This is a genomic window from Enterobacter sp. PL_is511, from assembly GCF_055816065.1.
The window spans coordinates 1,622,623-1,640,607 of the sequence record NZ_JBVPGP010000024.1 but is presented as its reverse complement, the minus strand read 5'-3'; the positions used below and the strand labels follow the sequence as shown (position 1 = coordinate 1,640,607).

Genomic DNA, 17,985 nt, shown 5'->3' with positions numbered 1-17,985 from the left:
TCGTCAAACATCGCTGACGATAACTCAGTAAGCCCGAGAGAAGGGATTTCAGGGGTTGGTGTCTTCGCTCAAGCAGAAGTTATCGCAGCACGATACCGATAACGCTTGAGCTGGTGCGATCACCAAATGTATGTGAAACATTGAAAATTTCACAGTACAGCATAATTGGCCTCCTTATATATTCAGTGGGTTAATGGATGAAGGGAGTGTAGCGGGGGAAAAGGGGTTTGGCTAGTGGGTATTCGATGGTGCGGTCTGGTGCCCTCACCCTGACCCTCTCCCACAGGGAGAGGGAAAACAGCCAGCCCGTAGGCCCGGTAAGCGAAGCGCCACCGGGCGGAGCGAATTAAATCGACGTACGGCGATAGCTGCGGTATTCAGGCTTCCAGAAGTTGTCGTCGATGGCCTGCTGCAGCGCGTCGGCAGAGGTTTTCACCGCCACGCCCTGCTGCTGCGCCATTTTACCTACCGCAAACGCGATGGCGCGCGACACCTTGTGAATGTCCTTCAGCTCCGGCAGCACCAGCCCTTCACCGTCATTGACCAGCGGAGAGTAACCCGCAAGGGTTTCGCTCGCCGACATCAGCATTTCGTCGGTAATGCGGGACGCGCCGGAGGCGATCACCCCCAGACCAATACCCGGGAAGATGTACGAGTTGTTGCACTGGGCAATCGGATAGGTTTTATCCTTCCACACCACCGGATCGAACGGGCTGCCGGTCGCGACCAGCGCGTTACCTTCGGTCCACGCGATGATGTCCTGCGGCGTCGCTTCCACGCGGGAAGTCGGGTTAGACAGCGGCATCACGATAGGGCGCTCACAGTGCTTGTGCATCTCGCGAATGATCTCTTCGGTAAAGAGACCGGTTTGCCCGGAAACGCCGATCAGAATATCCGGCTTCACGTTGCGCACCACGTCCAGCAGGGAAAGGACTTCGTTGTCGGTATCCCAGTTTTTCAGGTTTTCGCGCTTCTGCACCAGCTTGGTCTGGAACGGCAGCAGGTTTGGCATACCGTCGGTCAGCAGGCCGAAACGGTCAACCATAAAGACGCGGGAGCGGGCCAGCTCTTCGCTTAACCCTTCACGCTGCGTCTGGGCGATAATCTGCTCGGCAATACCGCAGCCCGCAGAGCCTGCGCCCAGGAAGACGATTTTCTGGTAGCTCAGCTGGCTGCCGGCTGCGCGGCTGGCGGCGATAAGCGTACCCACGGTCACGGATGCGGTGCCCTGGATGTCATCGTTAAAGGAGCAGATCTCATCGCGATAGCGGTTCAGCAGCGGCATCGCGTTTTTCTGCGCGAAGTCTTCAAACTGCAGCAGAACGTCCGGCCAGCGGTGCTTCACGGCCTGAATGAAATCGTCGACAAACTGATAGTACTCATCGTCGGTGATGCGCGGGTGGCGCCAGCCCATATAGAGCGGATCGTTGAGCAACTGCTGGTTGTTGGTGCCAACGTCCAGCACCACTGGCAGGGTATACGCCGGGCTGATGCCGCCGCAGGCGGTGTAGAGAGAGAGCTTACCGATTGGGATCCCCATCCCGCCAATGCCCTGGTCGCCAAGGCCGAGAATACGTTCGCCGTCGGTTACCACAATCACTTTGATATTGTGGTTCGGCACGTTCTGCAGAATATCGTCCATGTTGTGACGGTTCTGATAAGAGATGAATACCCCGCGTGAACGACGGTAGATCTCTGAGAAACGCTCACAGGCCGCACCCACCGTCGGGGTGTAGATCACCGGCATCATCTCTTCGAGATGGTTCTGCACCAGGCGATAGAAGAGGGTTTCATTGGTGTCCTGAATGTTACGCAGGTAGATGTGTTTGTCGATTTCGGTTTTGAAACCCTGATACTGGATCCACGCGCGCTCCGCCTGTTCTTCAATGGTCTCAACCACTTCCGGCAGCAGGCCAAGCAGGTTAAAGCTGCTGCGCTCTTCCATGCTGAAGGCGCTGCCTTTGTTGAGCAGGGGGAATTCGAGTAAAACCGGTCCGGCGTATGGGATGTATAAGGAACGATGTTTTTTCAGTTTGTTGTCCATGTCACTCACTCTTTTTATGAAGATCCGTCCCTGACACTGCTGTTTGTCATCTTTCTGGCCTGTGCGCTGGGAGGCGGTCAGGCGGTATTATAAAGGAGCTAAATATTAATTACCGCAACACATAAACAAAAACACCATCGGGATTACCGATGGTGTTCTGGATCTCAGTCTGGAACTTACTTGCCCGCGTGGCGTTTTCTGCCGGTGGCGTGAGTGACCTGCGTTTCATGGTCGCCTTCAATCACCACTTTGCGCTGATTAGAAAGCTTGTAGTTCAGTCCCAGAATATGGCGTGCCTGACGGTTCGATTTCATATTAACTCCTCAATCCTGTTGATAGTTTTAAGGACCAGTTTGCTTACGCAAACGAAATGTAACCCCTTAGGTTGCTGATCCAGCTTAGCAGGTTTTTACAAAGGTGCGTTTTGCCCGCTGACTACGTAGTTAATGGTCTGCTGGTAGATGTCACTGAGGATGTCATTATCTGTGGATTCCACCCACCTGGTCAGTTCCATCAAAATGTCATCTTCAGTCACAGCACCGTGCTCGGCGTGAAGACCCTGCGCAATCGCGTTAACGAGTTCAGGTTGTGCTGCTGCGGTATTAGCCGGGTAATAAGTAAACATGCTGCCTCCGTGTCGTTGTCTGTTTAATGGTACGGCTCGCAAAAAATTTAATTCATAAACAGAATGGCAAATATTTTCCCGGTTGTGGCTCAGATTCATCTTAGAAATAAAAATGACATAAGTGTATGCTTTTGTGTGCTTTTGAAATGTGGGGGGGTAAATTGAAGTGGCGTTGAGAGGATATTATAACGTGCTCCTGCTATCACGAAAATATAGCAGGAGCAGAGTTTACATTACCACTTCATTTCGCCGGTATTCACCTTGGCGCTTAATTCCAGCGAGCTCTCTTCAGCCAGGTTCGGATACTGTTTTTTCAGGGTGCTGATGACGCCTGCAGAATCTTTATGAACGGATAAGGCCTTTTCAAAGCGCTGGAGATAGTCACGGGTAAAATCAATCGCACCCGCGCCGGCTGGCGGGGTACCCAGATAGTGACCCGGGATCACGCGCTCGGGTTTGTGCGCCGCCATATTTACCAGCGTTTCCTGCCACTGCTTACGGCTTGCCGCCGTCTGGGTGTCAGCCGTCCAGACGTGGATCCCCCAGGCTACCCCGGTGCCGCCGAGGATGGTTTTCGCTGACGGGATCCACACATAGGCCGCGTAGCTGTCAGGCTCTTCGATATCGATCTTTTCCCCGTCCACCATAAACGTGGTGGAGGCGAGCACCTGCGGGACGACCAGCTCCGTTGGCGCGCCGTCTTTCATCTGCGGACCCCAGAAGGCGAGCTTGGCGTCTTTGGTGGCCTTGATGTGGTCAACCACGTGCTGCGTGGCCACCACTTTGGCGTTCGGGAAGGCTTTGACCAGCGGCTGCAGGCCAAAATAGAAATCCGGATCGCCGGAGGTGATCACAATCTTGTTCAGGGTCTTACCGCTTTGACGAATTTTCTCTACCAGCGCTTCGCCATCCTTCACGCTGAACTGCGCGTCAAACAGCACAGCCTCTTTCGGGCCGGAAACCAGCGTGGAGGAGACCGCGAAAATGCCTTTCTCCTGCGGGTTATAGGTATCAATGCTCAACGGCGCGGCAAAAACAGCCGGAGTGAAAAGCGTGGAAAGCAGGGCAAGGTGAGTGAATTTCATGCTGTTGTCTCTGTTGTTCAGGAATGTCTCTATTGTACGGATATTCGCATTTGCCAGAATTCCTGAAACAGGACATGCTTAGTTTCATAAATCGAGCAAATGGAGCTTATATGGATCGCGTTATCGCCGCCCAGGTTTACAACCGGATATGCGAGCTGGGAAGTTTGAGCGCGGCGGCCCGCGCGCTGGGTATTTCCCGACCGATGGTGAGCCGCTACCTTGAACAAATGGAAAAGTGGGCGGGGACGCGTCTGGTAAACCGCTCCACGCGCAAGCTGACGCTGACCGCGGCAGGGGAAAAGGTGCTGCAAAAAACGCGGACGCTCTCGCAGATTTCGCAGGAAATTGAAGGCCAGTCGGAGAAAGATCTCCCGTCCGGCACGCTGCGGGTGGCCTGCGCGCACTTTACCGCGATGCACCTGATTGCGCCGGTACTGCCCGGTCTGCTCTCGCGCTACCCACAGCTGCGCATTGAGCTGGACGTGAATAACCACCCGGTCAGCCTGGTGGGAGAGCGCATCGACGTCGCCGTGCGCATTACGGATAACCCTGAACCCGGCATGATTGCCCGCCGGCTGGGGGAATGTCGCTCGGTGCTTTGCGCCTCGCCGGACTATCTGGCGCAGCACGGTACCCCCGTCAGCCCCGAAGAATTAGCGCAGCACAACTGCCTGCACTACAGCTTTTTCGCCGGGCAGTCCTGGCACTTCCTGACGCCGGAAGGCGAAAGCCTGAGCGTGGCCGTCAGCGGTAACCTGAGCGCCAGCATCTCTTCGCTGCTGATGGACGCGGCGATTAAGCACTGCGGCATCGCCATGCTGCCGGAGCGCGAAGCGTCTGCCGCGCTGGAGCAGGGATTACTGGTGCCGGTACTGGCGGCCCTGGAGCCGAAACCGCTTGCCATCCATGGCATTTATCAGTCCCGTGAATACCAGCCTGCCGCGCTGCGCGTGTTCCTTGACGAACTTGCCCGGTACCTGGCTTAAGAGCGGGATGTGCAGGCGATTACTTTGCCTTTAGCCAGGGAGACGAGGTGCTCCAGAATATAATATCGGCACCGAGATAACTTTCGCCGAAGCGGACAAATTCCGCTTTGGTAAAGGGCTTACCGGTCTGAGGATTCTTATAGGTCAGGGTCGGTTCCTGAACCGCCATGGCGATGAGCGGCAGCGTTTGTTTATTTTTATGGAAGAAGGGATAGGCATTCTTCATGTGTGCCTTGCGGTTGGGAACAATGTCCGGCCCACCCAGGCCGACATTGTTAGCGCTGGCATACGCAAATAGACGCCCCATGTAGTTGCGGTCATTATCCCATTCGCACGGCCAGAAGTTCACATATTGCACCACGTGTGATTTCTGAAAAGCCTTTCGCGCAAAGGCCAGGTTTTCCATTTCTCCCGCAAAATAGCTGTCGCAGGTAAACCCGGCTGGCGGATTTTTTTCGTCGATATCAATCGCGGTTTCGGGCAGGTTTACCCCATACACCTCGCCGTCAAAGCGCTTCGCGAGGGCGGCCAGCAGCGCCTGGTAGCGTTGGCGCACGGCAGGATCCCACTGACGCGCCACCCATCCAGAACCGACTGGCTTGCCTTCGCCGGGGTTATCGAACTGCGGCGCAATCCCGCCGCTATATCGCTTATCGTGCATCAGATAGTCCGGCACGTAGCGGGCGTCCGGCTCAAAGAAACGATCCTGGATTTGAATAAAAAGCTTTTTTCGGGCGGCCTTAACGCGCGCCAGATCCTGTTCAATCCGCGAGAAGTCATAGTTGTCCTTCTCGGGTTCCAGCAAGCGCCAGTTGTAAACGATCTGCACGCCGCCGATATCGCTTCGCGCAACAAGCGGAAACGCCGCGTCGAGATCGCCCGAGCTGGTGTAGATAAAGTTCTCCGGCGTTTTCGCCAGTGAAGACAGCGACAGAGCCAGTGTGGTTACGGCAACGGCCATCCTGAATTTTAGCGCCATATCATTATCCTTTTTGCCGGTACAGCAGGTGAAAGTCCTGGAATTGTCTGTGTTCCAGGGTGTGCCAGATGCGTAGTCTATACTTAACCCTTTGTAAGCCAAAAGGAGAGCAAGAATGACTATTCATAAGCACGGTTCGGCACACTGGTCTGGCGACATTAAGCGCGGTAAAGGGACGGTTTCCACCGAGAGCGGCGTTCTCAATCAGCAGCCTTATGGTTTCAATACCCGCTTTGAGGGTGAAAAGGGGACCAACCCGGAAGAGCTGATCGGCGCGGCACATGCGGCCTGTTTTTCGATGGCGCTGTCGCTGATGCTCGGCGAAGCGGGCTATACCGCTGACTCTATTGATACCACTGCGGACGTCTCTCTGGATAAAACCGACGGCGGCTTTGCTATTACGAAGGTAGCTCTGAAAAGCAAGGTGACCGTTCCCGGCATCGCCCCACAGCAGTTCGACGGTATTATTCAGAAAGCCAAAGCGGGCTGTCCGGTATCGCAGCTCCTGAAGGCTGAGATTACGCTGGACTATAAACTTAACTAAGCCACAGCCGGGTTTACGCCCGGCTATCCCTTCAGTGCGGCGGGAAACACCTCCGCCAGCCACGCAATAAACACCTTAAGACGGTGCGTCAGATGCCGGTTCTGAGGGTAAACCACATGAAACGGATAGGCGGCAGGGCGCCAGTCGCTCAGGATCGCCGTCAGCGTACCCGCCTGTAAATACGCATTTGCCGAATACTCAAACGTCTGAACGATCCCCAGTCCCGCCGCGGCAGCCGCCAAATGGGCATTACTTTCGTTTACGCCGAGATAATGCGGAATATTGATTTCCAGCGCCTCGCCGTTTTTTCTGAAGCGAAACGGAAATGCCCGCCCGGTGACGGGCGAAAGGTAGCTGATAAGCTTGTGGCCGTTGCACAGCTCCTGCGGATAGGCCGGGACGCCATGATTTTTCAGGTAGCCCGGCGTCGCGCAGGTCACCATCTCAGCGTTGCCAATATGGCGTGCGATAAGGGTCGAATCGTCCAGCGGACCGCCGCGGATGACGCAGTCTACGTTACCGCTAATGAGATCGACCGGCCGGTCGGCCACGCCAAGGTCGATGCGGATTTCCGGATAACGCTGCATAAAATCCGGAAGCCGAGGGATAAGAACGTCCCGGGCGGTGGAGCCGCCCACGTCAACCCGCAAATGCCCTTTGGGCGTCGAGCGTGAAACGCGAAACGCGGTGTCGATATCTTCGATATCAATCAGCACCCTGAGCGCTTTTTCATAGTATTCCATCCCTTCCGGCGTCGCGACCACCCGACGAGTCGTCCGGTGCAGGAGACGTATCTCCAGATGCGCCTCAAGGGATTTCACCAGCTTGCTCAGGGTGGCGATGGGCATGTTCAGAGAGTCCGCCGCGCGGGTAAAGCTGCCGGTTTCCACCACCCGGGTAAAAGCGCGCATCGCCATGAGCTGGTCCATTAGGCTCCCCTGATTATTTCTGTGTGTGAATAGTCATTTTCATTCTTGCCGGTTTTTCACTAATCCCGCAAGGGCTAAAGTTTGTCCAACGCAAACCCAACAAAAGGTAAATGACATGAACACGACTCTCTCAGGAAAAATCGCACTGGTCACCGGCGGCAGTACCGGCATCGGTCTTGCCACGGCGCAGGAGCTGGCGGCTCAGGGCGCGAAGGTATACATCACCGGGCGTCGCCAGGCCGAACTGGACGCGGCGGTGGCTGAAATCGCTTCAACGGCAGTGGGCATTCGCGCTGACGTGTCAAAACTGGCGGACCTGGACGAAGTCTATGCCCGGATAGCCAAAGAAGAAGGCCGCCTCGATATTCTGTTCGCCAATGCGGGTGGCGGCGATATGCTGCCGCTGGGCGCGATAACCGAAGAGCAGTTTGACCGGATTTTCGGCACCAACGTCCGCGGGGTGCTGTTTACGGTACAGAAGGCGCTGCCGCTGCTGTCCGCCGGATCCTCGATTATTCTTACCGGCTCGACGGTGTCCATTAAGGGGACGGCCAACTTTAGCGTCTACAGTGCCAGCAAAGCCGCCGTGCGCAATTTTGCCCGCTCCTGGGCGCTGGATTTGCAGGGCCGTGGGATCCGCGTCAACGTGGTGAGCCCGGGTCCGATCAAAACCCCTGGTCTCGGCGATCTGGTGCCGGAAGAACATCGTCAGGGGCTGTACGACGCGCTGGCCGCTCAGGTGCCGCTCGGCCGTTTAGGCGCGCCGGGTGAGGTGGGTAAAGCGGTGGCGTTTCTGGCCTCCGACGCGGCCAGCTTTATTAACGCCACCGAGCTGTTCGTGGACGGTGGGATGGCGCAAATTTAACCCACACTGCGCCAGCAGCGGACGTCACGGCCCTCGCGTGAGGGCTGTAACGGCTGGGGACGCTCACACCCTTGCGTTGCCATTGGACAACGGTCGCGGAAGAAACAGCCTTCGGGCAGGCGGCGATTGCCGGGAAGCTCCGTTTTGCGTAAGGTCAGCGTCTCATCCAGCGGTTCACCGGTGCGGGGAACAGAGTCGAGCAGCAGACGGGTGTAAGGATGGCGCGGCTCGCCAAGCACCTGCGCGGCGCTGCCCAGCTCCACAATCTGCCCAAGGTACATCACCGCCACGCGGTCGCTCATGTGCCTGACCACCGAGACGTTATGTGAGATCAACACGTAGGTCAGATTACGCTGCTGTTGCAGGGTCACCAGCAGGTTGAGGATCTGCGCCTGCACGGAGATATCCAGCGCGCTGGTGGGTTCATCGAGCACGATAATATCCGGATCGGACGAGAGCGCCCGGGCGATGGCAATGCGCTGGCGCTGCCCGCCGGAGAAGGCGTGCGGAAGCCGGTCGAGATACTCTGGGCGAATGCCCACCTGCAGCGCCAGGTTTTCAGCCAGGTGACGACGCTCGCGCTCGCTGCTGCGCTTTTGCACCCATACCGGCTCGGTGATGATGCGCCAGACCGGCAGGCGCGGGTCGAGCGAGGAGAGCGGATCCTGAAACACCATCTGCATGCCGCCCGCGTGGTGCGCCCGCTGGCAGGCGCCGGTGCTGGGCTTAAGCATGCCCATCAGCAGCTGGGCCAGCGTGCTTTTCCCGCAGCCGGATTCCCCGACAATGCCAAGCGTCTCTCCCCGACGGATCTCCAGGTCGAGCCCGTTGAGCGCATGGACCTGTTCCGTCACGCGACCCAGCCAGTTTTTGCGCGCCGCAAAGTTCACGTGCACGCTATCCAGTTCCAGCAGTACATCAGACATGGGCTTTCTCCCGTTGTGGATACCAGCAGGCAGCCTGTTGGCCTTCTGCGCCATGGGGCTGCAGGCGCGGCGTTTCGCTGCATTTCGCCCCGGCGGCAAAGCAGCGCTCGCGGAACGCGCATCCCTGCGGAAGCTGGCTGAGGTTGGGGACCGTGCCGGGGATGGCGGGAAGCGGGGCGCGCGGCTGGCCGTTTTCCGGCGCGCACTGCAGCAGGCCGATGGAATAAGGATGAACAGGCTGATGGATCAGCGTTTGCGTGGCACCGCTCTCGATCACGCTGCCCGCATACATCACGTACATTCTGTCGCAGAGCTGGGACACCACGGCCATATCGTGGCTGATAAACAGCACCGAGGTGCCGCTGGCCCGTGCCTTGTGCTTCAGCAGGCGCAGCACCTGCAGCTGGACGGTGACGTCCAGCGCGGTGGTCGGTTCGTCGGCGATAATCAGCTCCGGCTCGCAGGAGAAGGCAAGGGCGATCATCACCCGCTGGCGCATCCCGCCGGACAGCTCAAACGGATAGCGCGCCATGACCGCCTTCGCATCCGGGATTTGCATCTCTTCCAGCAGGGTAATCGCCTTCTGCTGCGCCTCATGCCGGGAAAGCGGCTGATGCTGGCGGATCACCTCGACCATCTGTTTGCCAATTCGCCGCGTCGGGTTGAGGGCAGTCATCGGCTCCTGAAAAATCATCGCGACCTTTGCGCCGCGCCACTGGCGAAGCTGTTTCTCGGATGCCGTCAGGACATTTTCGCCGAGTAATTTCACCTGACCATGATGAATGCGGTAGCTGCCTTCCGGCAGCAGACGCATGGCGAGCATGGCGGTCACCGACTTCCCCGAACCGGATTCGCCCACCACGCCGACAATTTCACCCCTGCCGATCTCCAGCGAGACGTGGTTCAGCGCGTGAACCTCGCCGCGAAAAATCGGGAAGCTCAGATGCAGGTCTTCAATCTTGAGTACCGGATCGGTCATCACTGTTTACCTCCCGATTTCGGATCCAGCAGATCGCGGATACCGTCGCCAAACAGGTTAAAGCCCACGGCGGTTATCAAAATCGCCGCACCGGGAAACGCGCAGTACCACCACTGGTCCAGAACGTAGTTACGGCCGACGGCCACCATCGCCCCCCATTCGGCGGTGGGCTGCTGCGCCCCCAGGCCAATAAACCCCAGCGTGGCGGCCATCAGGATGGCGCTGCCGATGTCCAGCGACGCCTGCACAATTAGCGGCGGCAGGGCGTTGCGCAGGATATGCCAGCGGATCAAATGCCAGCGGGACGCGCCAAAGGTGCGGGCGGCCTGCACGTAGGTAAACTGGCGCACCACCAGGGTTTGCCCGCGCGCCAGGCGGACGTAAAACGGAATGCGGACAATCGCAATCGCCAGCATGGCGTTAAACAGGCTCGGCCCGAGCGCGGCGGCCAGCGCCATGGTCAGCACCAGGGAGGGAATCGAGAGCATAATGTCCATCACCCGCATGATGATGGCGTCGCCGCGCCCGCCGAGCACGCCGGACAGACAGCCCAGCAGCGAGCCAATGCCGCCCGCAATCACCACCACCGCCAGCCCGGCAGTAATCGACTGCTGGCTGCCCGTCAGCACGCGGCTGAACAGGTCGCGGCCCACCTCGTCGGTACCAAACCAGTGCTGCGCAGAAGGCGCCTGCAGGCGGGCGGTCAGATCCAGCGCGTTCGGGTCATGCGGCACAATCCACGGTGAGGCCACCATCAGGAAGAGCATCGCAATCATAATGACGCCGCCAACGATCGTGAGCGGGCTTTGACGCAGCATCCAGAACAGCTTTGCCCAGTTGATGCGTTGTCTGGCGGTTTTAACCGGGACGGGCGTTTCCTGCGTTAACATCATTCGGCACCTCCGCGCCCGATTCGCGGGTCAATCCACAGGTAAAGCAGATCGACCACCAGATTAACCAGCACGTAGGCCAGCGAAACAACGACGGCAAAGCCCATCACGGCAGGGAAATCGAGCGCCTGAATGGAGGTCACCACCCAGGCGCCCATGCCCGGCCAGGCAAAGACGGTTTCGGTCAGCACGGCGCCGTACAGCAGATCGCCCAGCGCCAGCCCGAGTACGGTAATGGACGGGATCATCGCATTCGGCAGGGCATAGCGCAGGACGATATACCAGCCGGGCAGGCCGCTGGCGCGGGCCGTGCGAATGTAGTCTTCGCTAAGCTGCTCCAGCATCGCGGAACGGACCTGACGCGCCACGATGCCCAGGTGAACAAACGCCAGCGTCAGCGAGGGCAAAATCAGGTGCTGCAGCGCATTGAAAAAGACCTCTCCGTTACCTTCCAGCAGCGCGTCCAGCAGATAAAAGCCGGTGACGTGGGCAGGCGGGTCGAGCCAGTCGTCCAGCCTGCCGCCGCCCGGCAGGATCTGCAGGTGCCCATAGAACAGGACAATGACGCCCAGACCGAGCCAGAAGGCCGGCGTGGAGATCCCGGTCATCGCCATTAAACGCACCAGGTGATCCAGCCAGCGGTTGCGGTAAACCGCCGACAAAATCCCCAGCGGCACGCCGATGACCAGCGCCAGCATCAGAGAACAAAAGGCCAGCTCCAGCGTGGCGGGGAAAAAGGCCTTCAGGTCTTCAGCGACCGGACGCCCGGTACGGATGGAGGTGCCTAAATCACCGTGGGCCAGAGCGTCCACGTAGCGGCCAAACTGTATATACAGCGGCCGATCCAGCCCTAACTGCTGGCGGATGTTCTGCACGATTTCGTCGCTGGCGCGATCGCCGGCCAGCAGACGGGCCGGATCGCCGGGGATCAGGTGTGAAATAATAAAAGTGATAATACAGACACCGGCCACCACCAGGAGTAACCCCCAACAGCGCTGGCGCACTATGCTCCAGAACGTCATACACTTTCCCCCGGCGAGAACCGTTATTTACTCATGGTGGCGATGTTGAACACCTGCTCGAGCATCGGATTAAAGGTGAAGCCTTTGACCTCTTTGTTCATCGCCAGCTGGTAGTTCTTCTGGAACAGATAAACGTAGGCCGCCTCGTCGATGACCACCTTTTGCGCCTGCTGGTAATCTTTGGTGCGTTCCGCCTGGTCGGTGGTTTTCAGCGCCGCCTGCAGCAGGGAATCGACCTCTTTGTTCTCATAGAACGACCGGTTGCCCGGCAGCCCTTTTTTGTCCGATTCGAACCAGTAGTTCATGAACATGTACGGGTCGGCAAAGTCCGGGCTCCAGTTGCCGATGGCAATGTCGTAATCGCCTTTGCCGACGCGGTCGCGCATGGTGGCGTTGGCCAGTTTTTCCAGCTTGACGTTAATGCCGATCTTGCCAAGGCTGGCCTGCGTCGAGAGGGCGATAGGCTCCCAGTTCGGATCGTTGTCCGAGTAGAGGAAGGTCAGGCTGGCGGGCTTATCTTTGACCTTCTCCAGCGCCGATTTAGCTTTGGCCTCATCGAAGCTGTACTGCATTGCCGTGGCGTCAAAGCCCCACATGCCTTCCGGGATCGGGCCGCGCATCTGCTTGCCGTTGCCGCTCAGAATGCCTTTCACCATCCCCTGATAGTCCGTCGCCCAGGAGACCGCGCGGCGTAAATCGACCTGATTGAGCGGCGCTTTGCTGTTGTTGAGATAGAGGTAAGTCACGCGCAGGGACGGGTATTCGGCGACGGCCACTTTCCCTTCCTGCTTCAGGGCCGCAAGCTGATCGACCGGAAGTGAGTCGGCAATGTCCAGGTCACCGCGGGAAAGCTGCAGACGACGCGATGCGCTCTCACCGATAATTTTCACCGAGACGCGCTTGAAGTGCGGCTTGTCGCCCGACCAGTGCGGGTTTGGCACCAGCACCAGCTGCTGGCCTTTCTGCCAGCTCTTCAGCATAAACGGCCCGGACCCGGCGGTGTTTTGCGCCAGATAGCCGCGCGCGTCGTCCGCGGCATTGGCCTTCAGCACCGCAGGGTTAATGATGGAGGCGCCGTCGTTCGCCAGGGTGTAGAGGAAAGGCGCGAACGGCTGGCTGAGGGTGAATTTCACCGTGTGCTCATCAACGGCCTCCACTTTCAGATCTTTCGGGAAGGCCTCAGACGGCCCCTGGCCGAGCTTCAGCAGGCGCTCAAAGGAGAGTTTGACCGCCTCGGCGGTGACCGGCGTGCCGTCGGAGAATTTGGCGTTATCCGCCAGGGTGAAGGTCCACTCTTTCTGGTCGTCGGACGCTTTCCAGCCCGTCGACAGATCGCCTTCCACCTCGGTAGAGCCTGGCTTGTACTTGACCAGACGCTGGTAGGACGGATAGGTGACGGTCCAGTCGTTGTTATCAATGGTGATGGCCGGATCGAGCGTTTGTGGGTCAGCGGCTTTGCCGATCGCCAGCATGTCTTTCGGGACGGCAGCCAGCGCCAGCGGGGCACTCAGGGCCAGCGTGGCGGCGATCAGAGTCGAGATAAGCGATGTTTTCATGGCAGTGCTCCAGGTTTAAAGAGGGGTGTGCGTCAGTGGAAAACAGGCAAAACGGTCGTCAAGCAGCGGGTAGCTGGCGGCATTCGGCAGTTCAAAGTGCCACCATTCGCTGCTGATACCCACAAAACCGCCGCCAAACATGATGGCGTTCAACAGCAGACGGTTGCGCTGGGCGTGCGGCGGCACGGAGGGGTGATACGGATGCGATCGGTCATGCATTTCATCAAAACCGGCCCCCATATCCAGCACGGCGTTATGTTCATCCATCAGGGTCACGTCGATGGCCGTGCCGCGGCTGTGATTGGAGCCAATCGCCACGTCGACCACGTATTCCGGGTTCGGACAGGCATCCCACAGCTGAGCCTGCGCCTGCTGCGGCCGATAGGCGTCGTAGACCACCAGCTTCAGACCGGCCAGAGAGGCAATGCTGATGGCTTTTGCCAGGGCGGTGGCCGCGTCGGTATGCAGCAGGCACAGCGCCTCCTGATAGATCGGGCGGCCGGTGATGTTGTCGGCGGTGGCGTACTTCAGATCGATATGCAGCGTGGGAAACGTCTTCACCACATCAATCAGTTCACTCTCTTCGGGCATAGCTCCGCTCCTTTAGCGTTCGAATTGACCAAACTCTTGTTGTAATTGTCGGTTTACCGCCAGACGCGCCGGGAGCGCCTCACCCAGCGCTTCCACCACGCCCGACAGCAGCAGGTTGAACAGACAGCTCACGGGGGCAAGTGAATCCCAGAAATGACCGGTATCGGTTTTCACCTGCAGTAAATCAATCGGGTAATCCCGCGCCCACGGGCACCAGATGTCGGTGATTAAGGCCAGCGGAATGCCTTTCTCGCTCGCGACGCGGCAGTACTGGCGGGCCATCGTGGAGTAGGTGCGCGTGTCGGTCAGCACGACATAAGGGTGCGCAAACCCGGAGTTCAGGGATTCCACCCAACTGCCGGAAGCGCCCTCCGAATAGCTCACGCGCGGGCGGAGGTATTCAAGGTGGCTGAAGAAGGCATTGGCAATCCCGCGCGTGGACTGGATCCCCAGCACAAAAACCGCGTCCGCGTGGGCGAGGTTGTGCACCACCTGACGAAAGGCATCCGTTTGTGCCAGCTGGTACACCTGTGTGATGGCATCCACCTCCAGCGACAGGGCATGCTGAAGGCGGTTGGGCAGGGGGCGCTGCTGCTGCCAGGAGTCGAGGCGCTCGTTCATGCCCCAGGGCTGGTACGGATCGCGCAGGCTCTTTTTGGCATCCTCCAGGTTGCGATACCCCAGCTTGCGCAGGAAGCGACCGACGGTAATTCCGCTGGTCCCGCTTGCCAGCCCGACGCTCTCCGCCGTTTCAAACGGGATTTGCGCGGCGTGCGCCAGCAGCCAGCTCCCGACCCGCTTTTCGCTGGGTGTCAGCTGGCTGAAGGTCGCTTCGATACGGCTCAACATCTCAGGTTTCGTCGTCATACCGCCTCGCTGTTAACTGGCTGTCAATGGCCGAAAATGTGTTACCTGGTTAACAATGCATGACGCGTGCCATGTTCACAGGCGGGTGAAACCCCGCTGCGCAGTAAACTTCATGCAATATTTGGTTAACCAATGATCAACATTTGTGCAGCGTAGTTCACTTTTGGTGCACTGTCTGACCGTGCAGGTATGAATTTGGTGAATACGTCAGCCTGTTCACATTTTTGATAAGATAGAAGCACTGAGAACATAAAAGGATCCCTCATGGCGAATTTGCCCTGGCGAGTCAGCGTGCGCCTGATCGCGCTTGCAAAGAAAACAGGAATGGTCGTGGGGATCGTTCTGGTCGTTCTGCTGGCGGTGCGGGTGTATCTCTCGCAGCAGGGGCCGGAACTGCACCTCTGGCACACCTGGCGGGCCGATGAGATGTCCGTGCGCGAGCTGGATAACGCCGACTTTGCCGGGTACCTCGCGCGGGAAAAGGCGATTTTCACCGATCTGGATAACGCGGTGACGGCGAAAACAGCGGGCGAGGAACAAACCCCGTTAAACCGCTATTACCGTCATAGCCTGGTGTGGCCCGGTCAGTTTGCCCCCGATGCCAACCGCTCCTTTGTGCTGATGCCAGCCGGCAAGCCCCTCGGCGCGGTGGTGCTGCTGCACGGGCTGACGGATTCGCCATACAGCGTCAGGCGCCTTGCCGTGAACTATCAGCAGCACGGCTTTGTGGCCGTAGTCCCGCGTCTTCCCGGACACGGCACCGCGCCCAGCGCGCTGACGGACGTTGACTGGGAAATGTGGCTGGCGGCCACGCGCCTTGCCGTACGGGAAGCCACACGCCTGGCGGGTGAGGCTGTCCCTCTGCATCTGGTGGGCTACTCTAACGGCGGGGCGCTGGCGATGAAATATGCCCTCGATGCGCTGGACGCGCCTGCGCAGCGCAAACCGCAGCAGGTGATACTGCTCTCACCGATGATCGGCGTGACGGCCTTTGCGCGGTTCGCCGGTTTCGCCGGGCTACCGGCGCTGCTGCCGCCGTTTGCCAAAGCGGCCTGGCTGAATATCTCCCCGGAATATAATCCGTATAAATACAATTCGTTCCCGGTGAACGCCGCCCGCCAGTCGTGGTTATTGACAAAGGCCCTGCAGGAGCAGATTGGCCGCGCGGCGCGGGAAAACAGGCTGGCGAATTTGCCGCCGGTGCTGGCGTTCCAGTCGGTGATGGACTCCACGGTCAGTACCCGCGCGGTGGTCAGTGGCCTGTTTGACCAGCTTCCGGCAAACGGCAGCGAGCTGGTGATGTTCGATATCAACCAGGCGGCGAGCTTCCGTCCGCTCTTCAAACCGTCGTCCTGGACGGCCACCACGGCGCTGCTACCGGTCGCGCAGAGACGTTACAGTGTCACTATCATCACCAATGCCAGCGAGCACACTTTCTCGACGGTGGCGAAAATAATCCCGGCAGGCAGAACGCAGGAGACGGTGGTGCCGCTTGCCCAGTCCTGGCCGCAGGATGTCTATTCCCTGTCGCACGTTGCGGTGCCGTTCCCGCCGGATGACGATCTCTATGGTCGCGAACCTGGGGTGAAAAATCGCTACGGTATCAGCCTGGGGACGATTGCGCTCTGGGGAGAAACGTCCGTATTAAGCGTCGGAAAAGAGGCGCTGATGCGGGTCACCTCGAACCCGTTTTACGACTACATGCAGGAGAGGATTAACAGCCGGATCGGGGACGCGAAAAAGTAACGTTCCCCTGTAGCGTGAATATGTTAGGTCGCATTGATTAAGTATGTTACATAGTAGCTTCAAGGCACCTCTCTTTCTCATTGGAACCCCTTTTTGTGCTGACGACTCTGATCTACCGAAGCCAGTTGAATTTATCCCGCCCGTCCACTGAACTGCGGGAGCTGGTGGCGCGCGCCAGGGGCCGCAACACAAAACTGTCTATTACCGGCGTCCTCCTGGCTAATGGGAATGAGGTTCTGCAGGTCCTCGAAGGGTCGGAAGAGAGTGTGGTCAAACTTTTCCATACCATCCGTGAGGACAAGCGGCACAGTGGGGTGGTAGAACTGCTGCGGGACTATGGTCCGCGCAGACGCTTCGAAAACGTCGGCATGCTGCTGTTCGATCTGCAAACGCAGTCGCCGAAAGAGGTGCTGCAGTCGGTGCTGCGCTACAGCAAGCTGGACAGCTATCTGACCTCCGACGATCGGGTGTTCAAATTTATTCAGACCTTTATAACCGGTAAACGTCCGGTCCCGTCGGGGGCACGCTACACCGCGGACAAATGGACGCTCTCGACCGAAACGCTACCCTTTGGCGAACACCTGGGCCTGATTGCCGGGCAAACCTGCCAGTTTGCGTTGCAGCCTATTGTCGAGCCCTCGGAAGGGAAGATCAGCTCCCTTGAGGCGCTTATCCGCGGCAACGACGGCGGCAGCCCGGAGCATTTCTTCAGCACCGTCAACCCGGACAACGTCTACGAAGTCGATCTCCAGACGAAAGCCTATGCCTTTGCGCTGGCGGAAAAGCTGGGCATTGGCAGCCATAAAATCGCGGTAAACCTGCTGCCCATGTCGCTGGTGAATGTCCCTGGCGCAGTGGAATTTCTGGTCGATCAGATTAAAAAACATGGCCTTCAGCCGGAGCAGGTGGTCATTGAAGTCACTGAAAACGAGATGATCTCCGGGTTCAACCAGTTTAACAGCGCCATCAAGCAGCTTCGCGGTGAGGGGATTGGCCTGGCGATCGATGATTTTGGCTCGGGCTATGCCGGACTTTCGCTGCTGACCCGGTTCCAGCCGGATAAAATTAAAATCGACCGGGAAATTGTCAGCAATATCCACCTGAGCGGCCCGAAACAGGCGATTGTGCGCTCCATCATCAGCTGCTGCTCCGATCTTGAAATCACCCTGGTGGCGGAAGGCATCGAGAAAATAGAGGAGTGGTGCTGGCTCGAATCTGCCGGGATCCGACGCTTTCAGGGATTCCTGTTTGCCCGGCCGCAGCTGAATGGCGTCGGCGATATCCACTGGCCGCACCTGGTGCGTTAAGTCAATTTTCCCTCCCGTTATTTCCCCTTTGCCCAGCCTGTGCT

The 17,985-nt window shown here is 58.5% G+C and carries 18 protein-coding genes; 5 read left to right on the top strand and 13 right to left on the bottom strand.

Features of this window, described 5'->3' with window-relative positions; all coding sequences use genetic code 11:
• Positions 1–346: 346 nt before the first annotated feature.
• From AC0TN7_RS23425 to AC0TN7_RS23410, 4 genes are all read right to left on the bottom strand, one after another.
• Complete coding sequence (locus AC0TN7_RS23425) at positions 347–2,044, bottom strand: NAD-dependent malic enzyme (protein WP_024909550.1); 1,698 nt, start codon at positions 2,042–2,044, stop codon at positions 347–349.
• A 176-nt stretch (positions 2,045–2,220) separates the two neighbouring features.
• The gene (sra, locus tag AC0TN7_RS23420; RefSeq protein WP_008501714.1) at positions 2,221–2,358 is read right to left on the bottom strand and encodes a stationary-phase-induced ribosome-associated protein; all 138 of its coding nucleotides are present in this window, start codon (positions 2,356–2,358) and stop codon (positions 2,221–2,223) included.
• Positions 2,359–2,453: 95 nt separating this feature from the next.
• Positions 2,454–2,669 carry a biofilm-dependent modulation protein gene (gene bdm / locus AC0TN7_RS23415; RefSeq protein WP_008501713.1) on the bottom strand — a complete coding sequence of 72 codons (216 nt, stop codon included), beginning with the start codon at positions 2,667–2,669 and terminating at the stop codon, positions 2,454–2,456.
• Positions 2,670–2,902: 233 nt separating this feature from the next.
• Positions 2,903–3,754 carry a Vmh family MBL fold metallo-hydrolase gene (locus tag AC0TN7_RS23410; RefSeq protein ID WP_148768744.1) on the bottom strand — a complete coding sequence of 284 codons (852 nt, stop codon included), beginning with the start codon at positions 3,752–3,754 and terminating at the stop codon, positions 2,903–2,905.
• A 110-nt stretch (positions 3,755–3,864) separates the two neighbouring features.
• Between AC0TN7_RS23410 and AC0TN7_RS23405 the strand changes: the two genes are divergently transcribed.
• Complete coding sequence (locus AC0TN7_RS23405) at positions 3,865–4,740, top strand: LysR family transcriptional regulator (RefSeq protein ID WP_024909548.1); 876 nt, start codon at positions 3,865–3,867, stop codon at positions 4,738–4,740.
• 19 nt (positions 4,741–4,759) lie between these two features.
• Here AC0TN7_RS23405 and AC0TN7_RS23400 read toward each other — a convergent pair whose 3' ends face one another.
• Entirely contained in the window at positions 4,760–5,719 is a 960-nt protein-coding gene (locus tag AC0TN7_RS23400; RefSeq protein ID WP_024909547.1) for a hypothetical protein, read from the bottom strand.
• A 115-nt stretch (positions 5,720–5,834) separates the two neighbouring features.
• Here AC0TN7_RS23400 and AC0TN7_RS23395 point away from each other — a divergent pair, with 115 nt between their 5' ends.
• Positions 5,835–6,263: an OsmC family protein gene (locus AC0TN7_RS23395; RefSeq protein WP_023311893.1), complete on the top strand. Its 429-nt coding sequence runs from the start codon at positions 5,835–5,837 to the stop codon at positions 6,261–6,263.
• Positions 6,264–6,286: 23 nt separating this feature from the next.
• Here the strand turns inward: AC0TN7_RS23395 and AC0TN7_RS23390 are convergent, their stop codons facing one another.
• On the bottom strand, positions 6,287–7,192 hold the full coding sequence (locus tag AC0TN7_RS23390) for a LysR family transcriptional regulator (RefSeq protein WP_463726734.1): 906 nt from the start codon (positions 7,190–7,192) through the stop codon (positions 6,287–6,289).
• A 115-nt stretch (positions 7,193–7,307) separates the two neighbouring features.
• Here AC0TN7_RS23390 and AC0TN7_RS23385 point away from each other — a divergent pair, with 115 nt between their 5' ends.
• Entirely contained in the window at positions 7,308–8,057 is a 750-nt protein-coding gene (locus tag AC0TN7_RS23385) for an SDR family NAD(P)-dependent oxidoreductase (RefSeq protein ID WP_008501706.1), read from the top strand.
• Here the strand turns inward: AC0TN7_RS23385 and AC0TN7_RS23380 are convergent.
• The 7 genes from AC0TN7_RS23380 to AC0TN7_RS23350 are packed head-to-tail and all read right to left on the bottom strand — an operon-like array spanning position 8,054 to position 14,888.
• Positions 8,054–8,983, bottom strand: a complete 930-nt coding sequence (locus AC0TN7_RS23380; RefSeq protein WP_463726733.1) for an oligopeptide/dipeptide ABC transporter ATP-binding protein — start codon at positions 8,981–8,983, stop codon at positions 8,054–8,056. The two genes, AC0TN7_RS23385 and AC0TN7_RS23380, sit on opposite strands and share 4 nt — an antisense overlap.
• Positions 8,976–9,962, bottom strand: a complete 987-nt coding sequence (locus tag AC0TN7_RS23375; protein ID WP_167210803.1) for an ABC transporter ATP-binding protein — start codon at positions 9,960–9,962, stop codon at positions 8,976–8,978. Before AC0TN7_RS23375 ends, AC0TN7_RS23380 begins: the two co-directional genes overlap by 8 nt.
• Entirely contained in the window at positions 9,962–10,855 is an 894-nt protein-coding gene (ddpC, locus tag AC0TN7_RS23370; protein ID WP_047647662.1) for a D,D-dipeptide ABC transporter permease, read from the bottom strand. Before ddpC ends, AC0TN7_RS23375 begins: the two co-directional genes overlap by 1 nt.
• Positions 10,852–11,874 (bottom strand): ABC transporter permease, encoded by a 1,023-nt coding sequence (locus AC0TN7_RS23365; protein ID WP_417927439.1) that lies wholly within the window; start codon positions 11,872–11,874, stop codon positions 10,852–10,854. Before AC0TN7_RS23365 ends, ddpC begins: the two co-directional genes overlap by 4 nt.
• Before the next feature lie 23 nt (positions 11,875–11,897).
• Entirely contained in the window at positions 11,898–13,430 is a 1,533-nt protein-coding gene (locus AC0TN7_RS23360; protein WP_417927438.1) for an ABC transporter substrate-binding protein, read from the bottom strand.
• A gap of 15 nt (positions 13,431–13,445) precedes the next feature.
• Positions 13,446–14,021, bottom strand: a complete 576-nt coding sequence (ddpX, locus tag AC0TN7_RS23355) for a D-alanyl-D-alanine dipeptidase (RefSeq protein WP_061715081.1) — start codon at positions 14,019–14,021, stop codon at positions 13,446–13,448.
• 12 nt (positions 14,022–14,033) lie between these two features.
• Complete coding sequence (locus AC0TN7_RS23350) at positions 14,034–14,888, bottom strand: MurR/RpiR family transcriptional regulator (protein WP_032647349.1); 855 nt, start codon at positions 14,886–14,888, stop codon at positions 14,034–14,036.
• Positions 14,889–15,152: 264 nt separating this feature from the next.
• Here AC0TN7_RS23350 and AC0TN7_RS23345 point away from each other — a divergent pair, with 264 nt between their 5' ends.
• Together AC0TN7_RS23345 and AC0TN7_RS23340 are read left to right on the top strand one after the other, a co-directional pair.
• Positions 15,153–16,634 carry an alpha/beta hydrolase gene (locus AC0TN7_RS23345; protein WP_473702513.1) on the top strand — a complete coding sequence of 494 codons (1,482 nt, stop codon included), beginning with the start codon at positions 15,153–15,155 and terminating at the stop codon, positions 16,632–16,634.
• A 95-nt stretch (positions 16,635–16,729) separates the two neighbouring features.
• Complete coding sequence (locus AC0TN7_RS23340; protein ID WP_473702512.1) at positions 16,730–17,941, top strand: diguanylate phosphodiesterase; 1,212 nt, start codon at positions 16,730–16,732, stop codon at positions 17,939–17,941.
• Positions 17,942–17,985 lie beyond the last annotated feature (44 nt).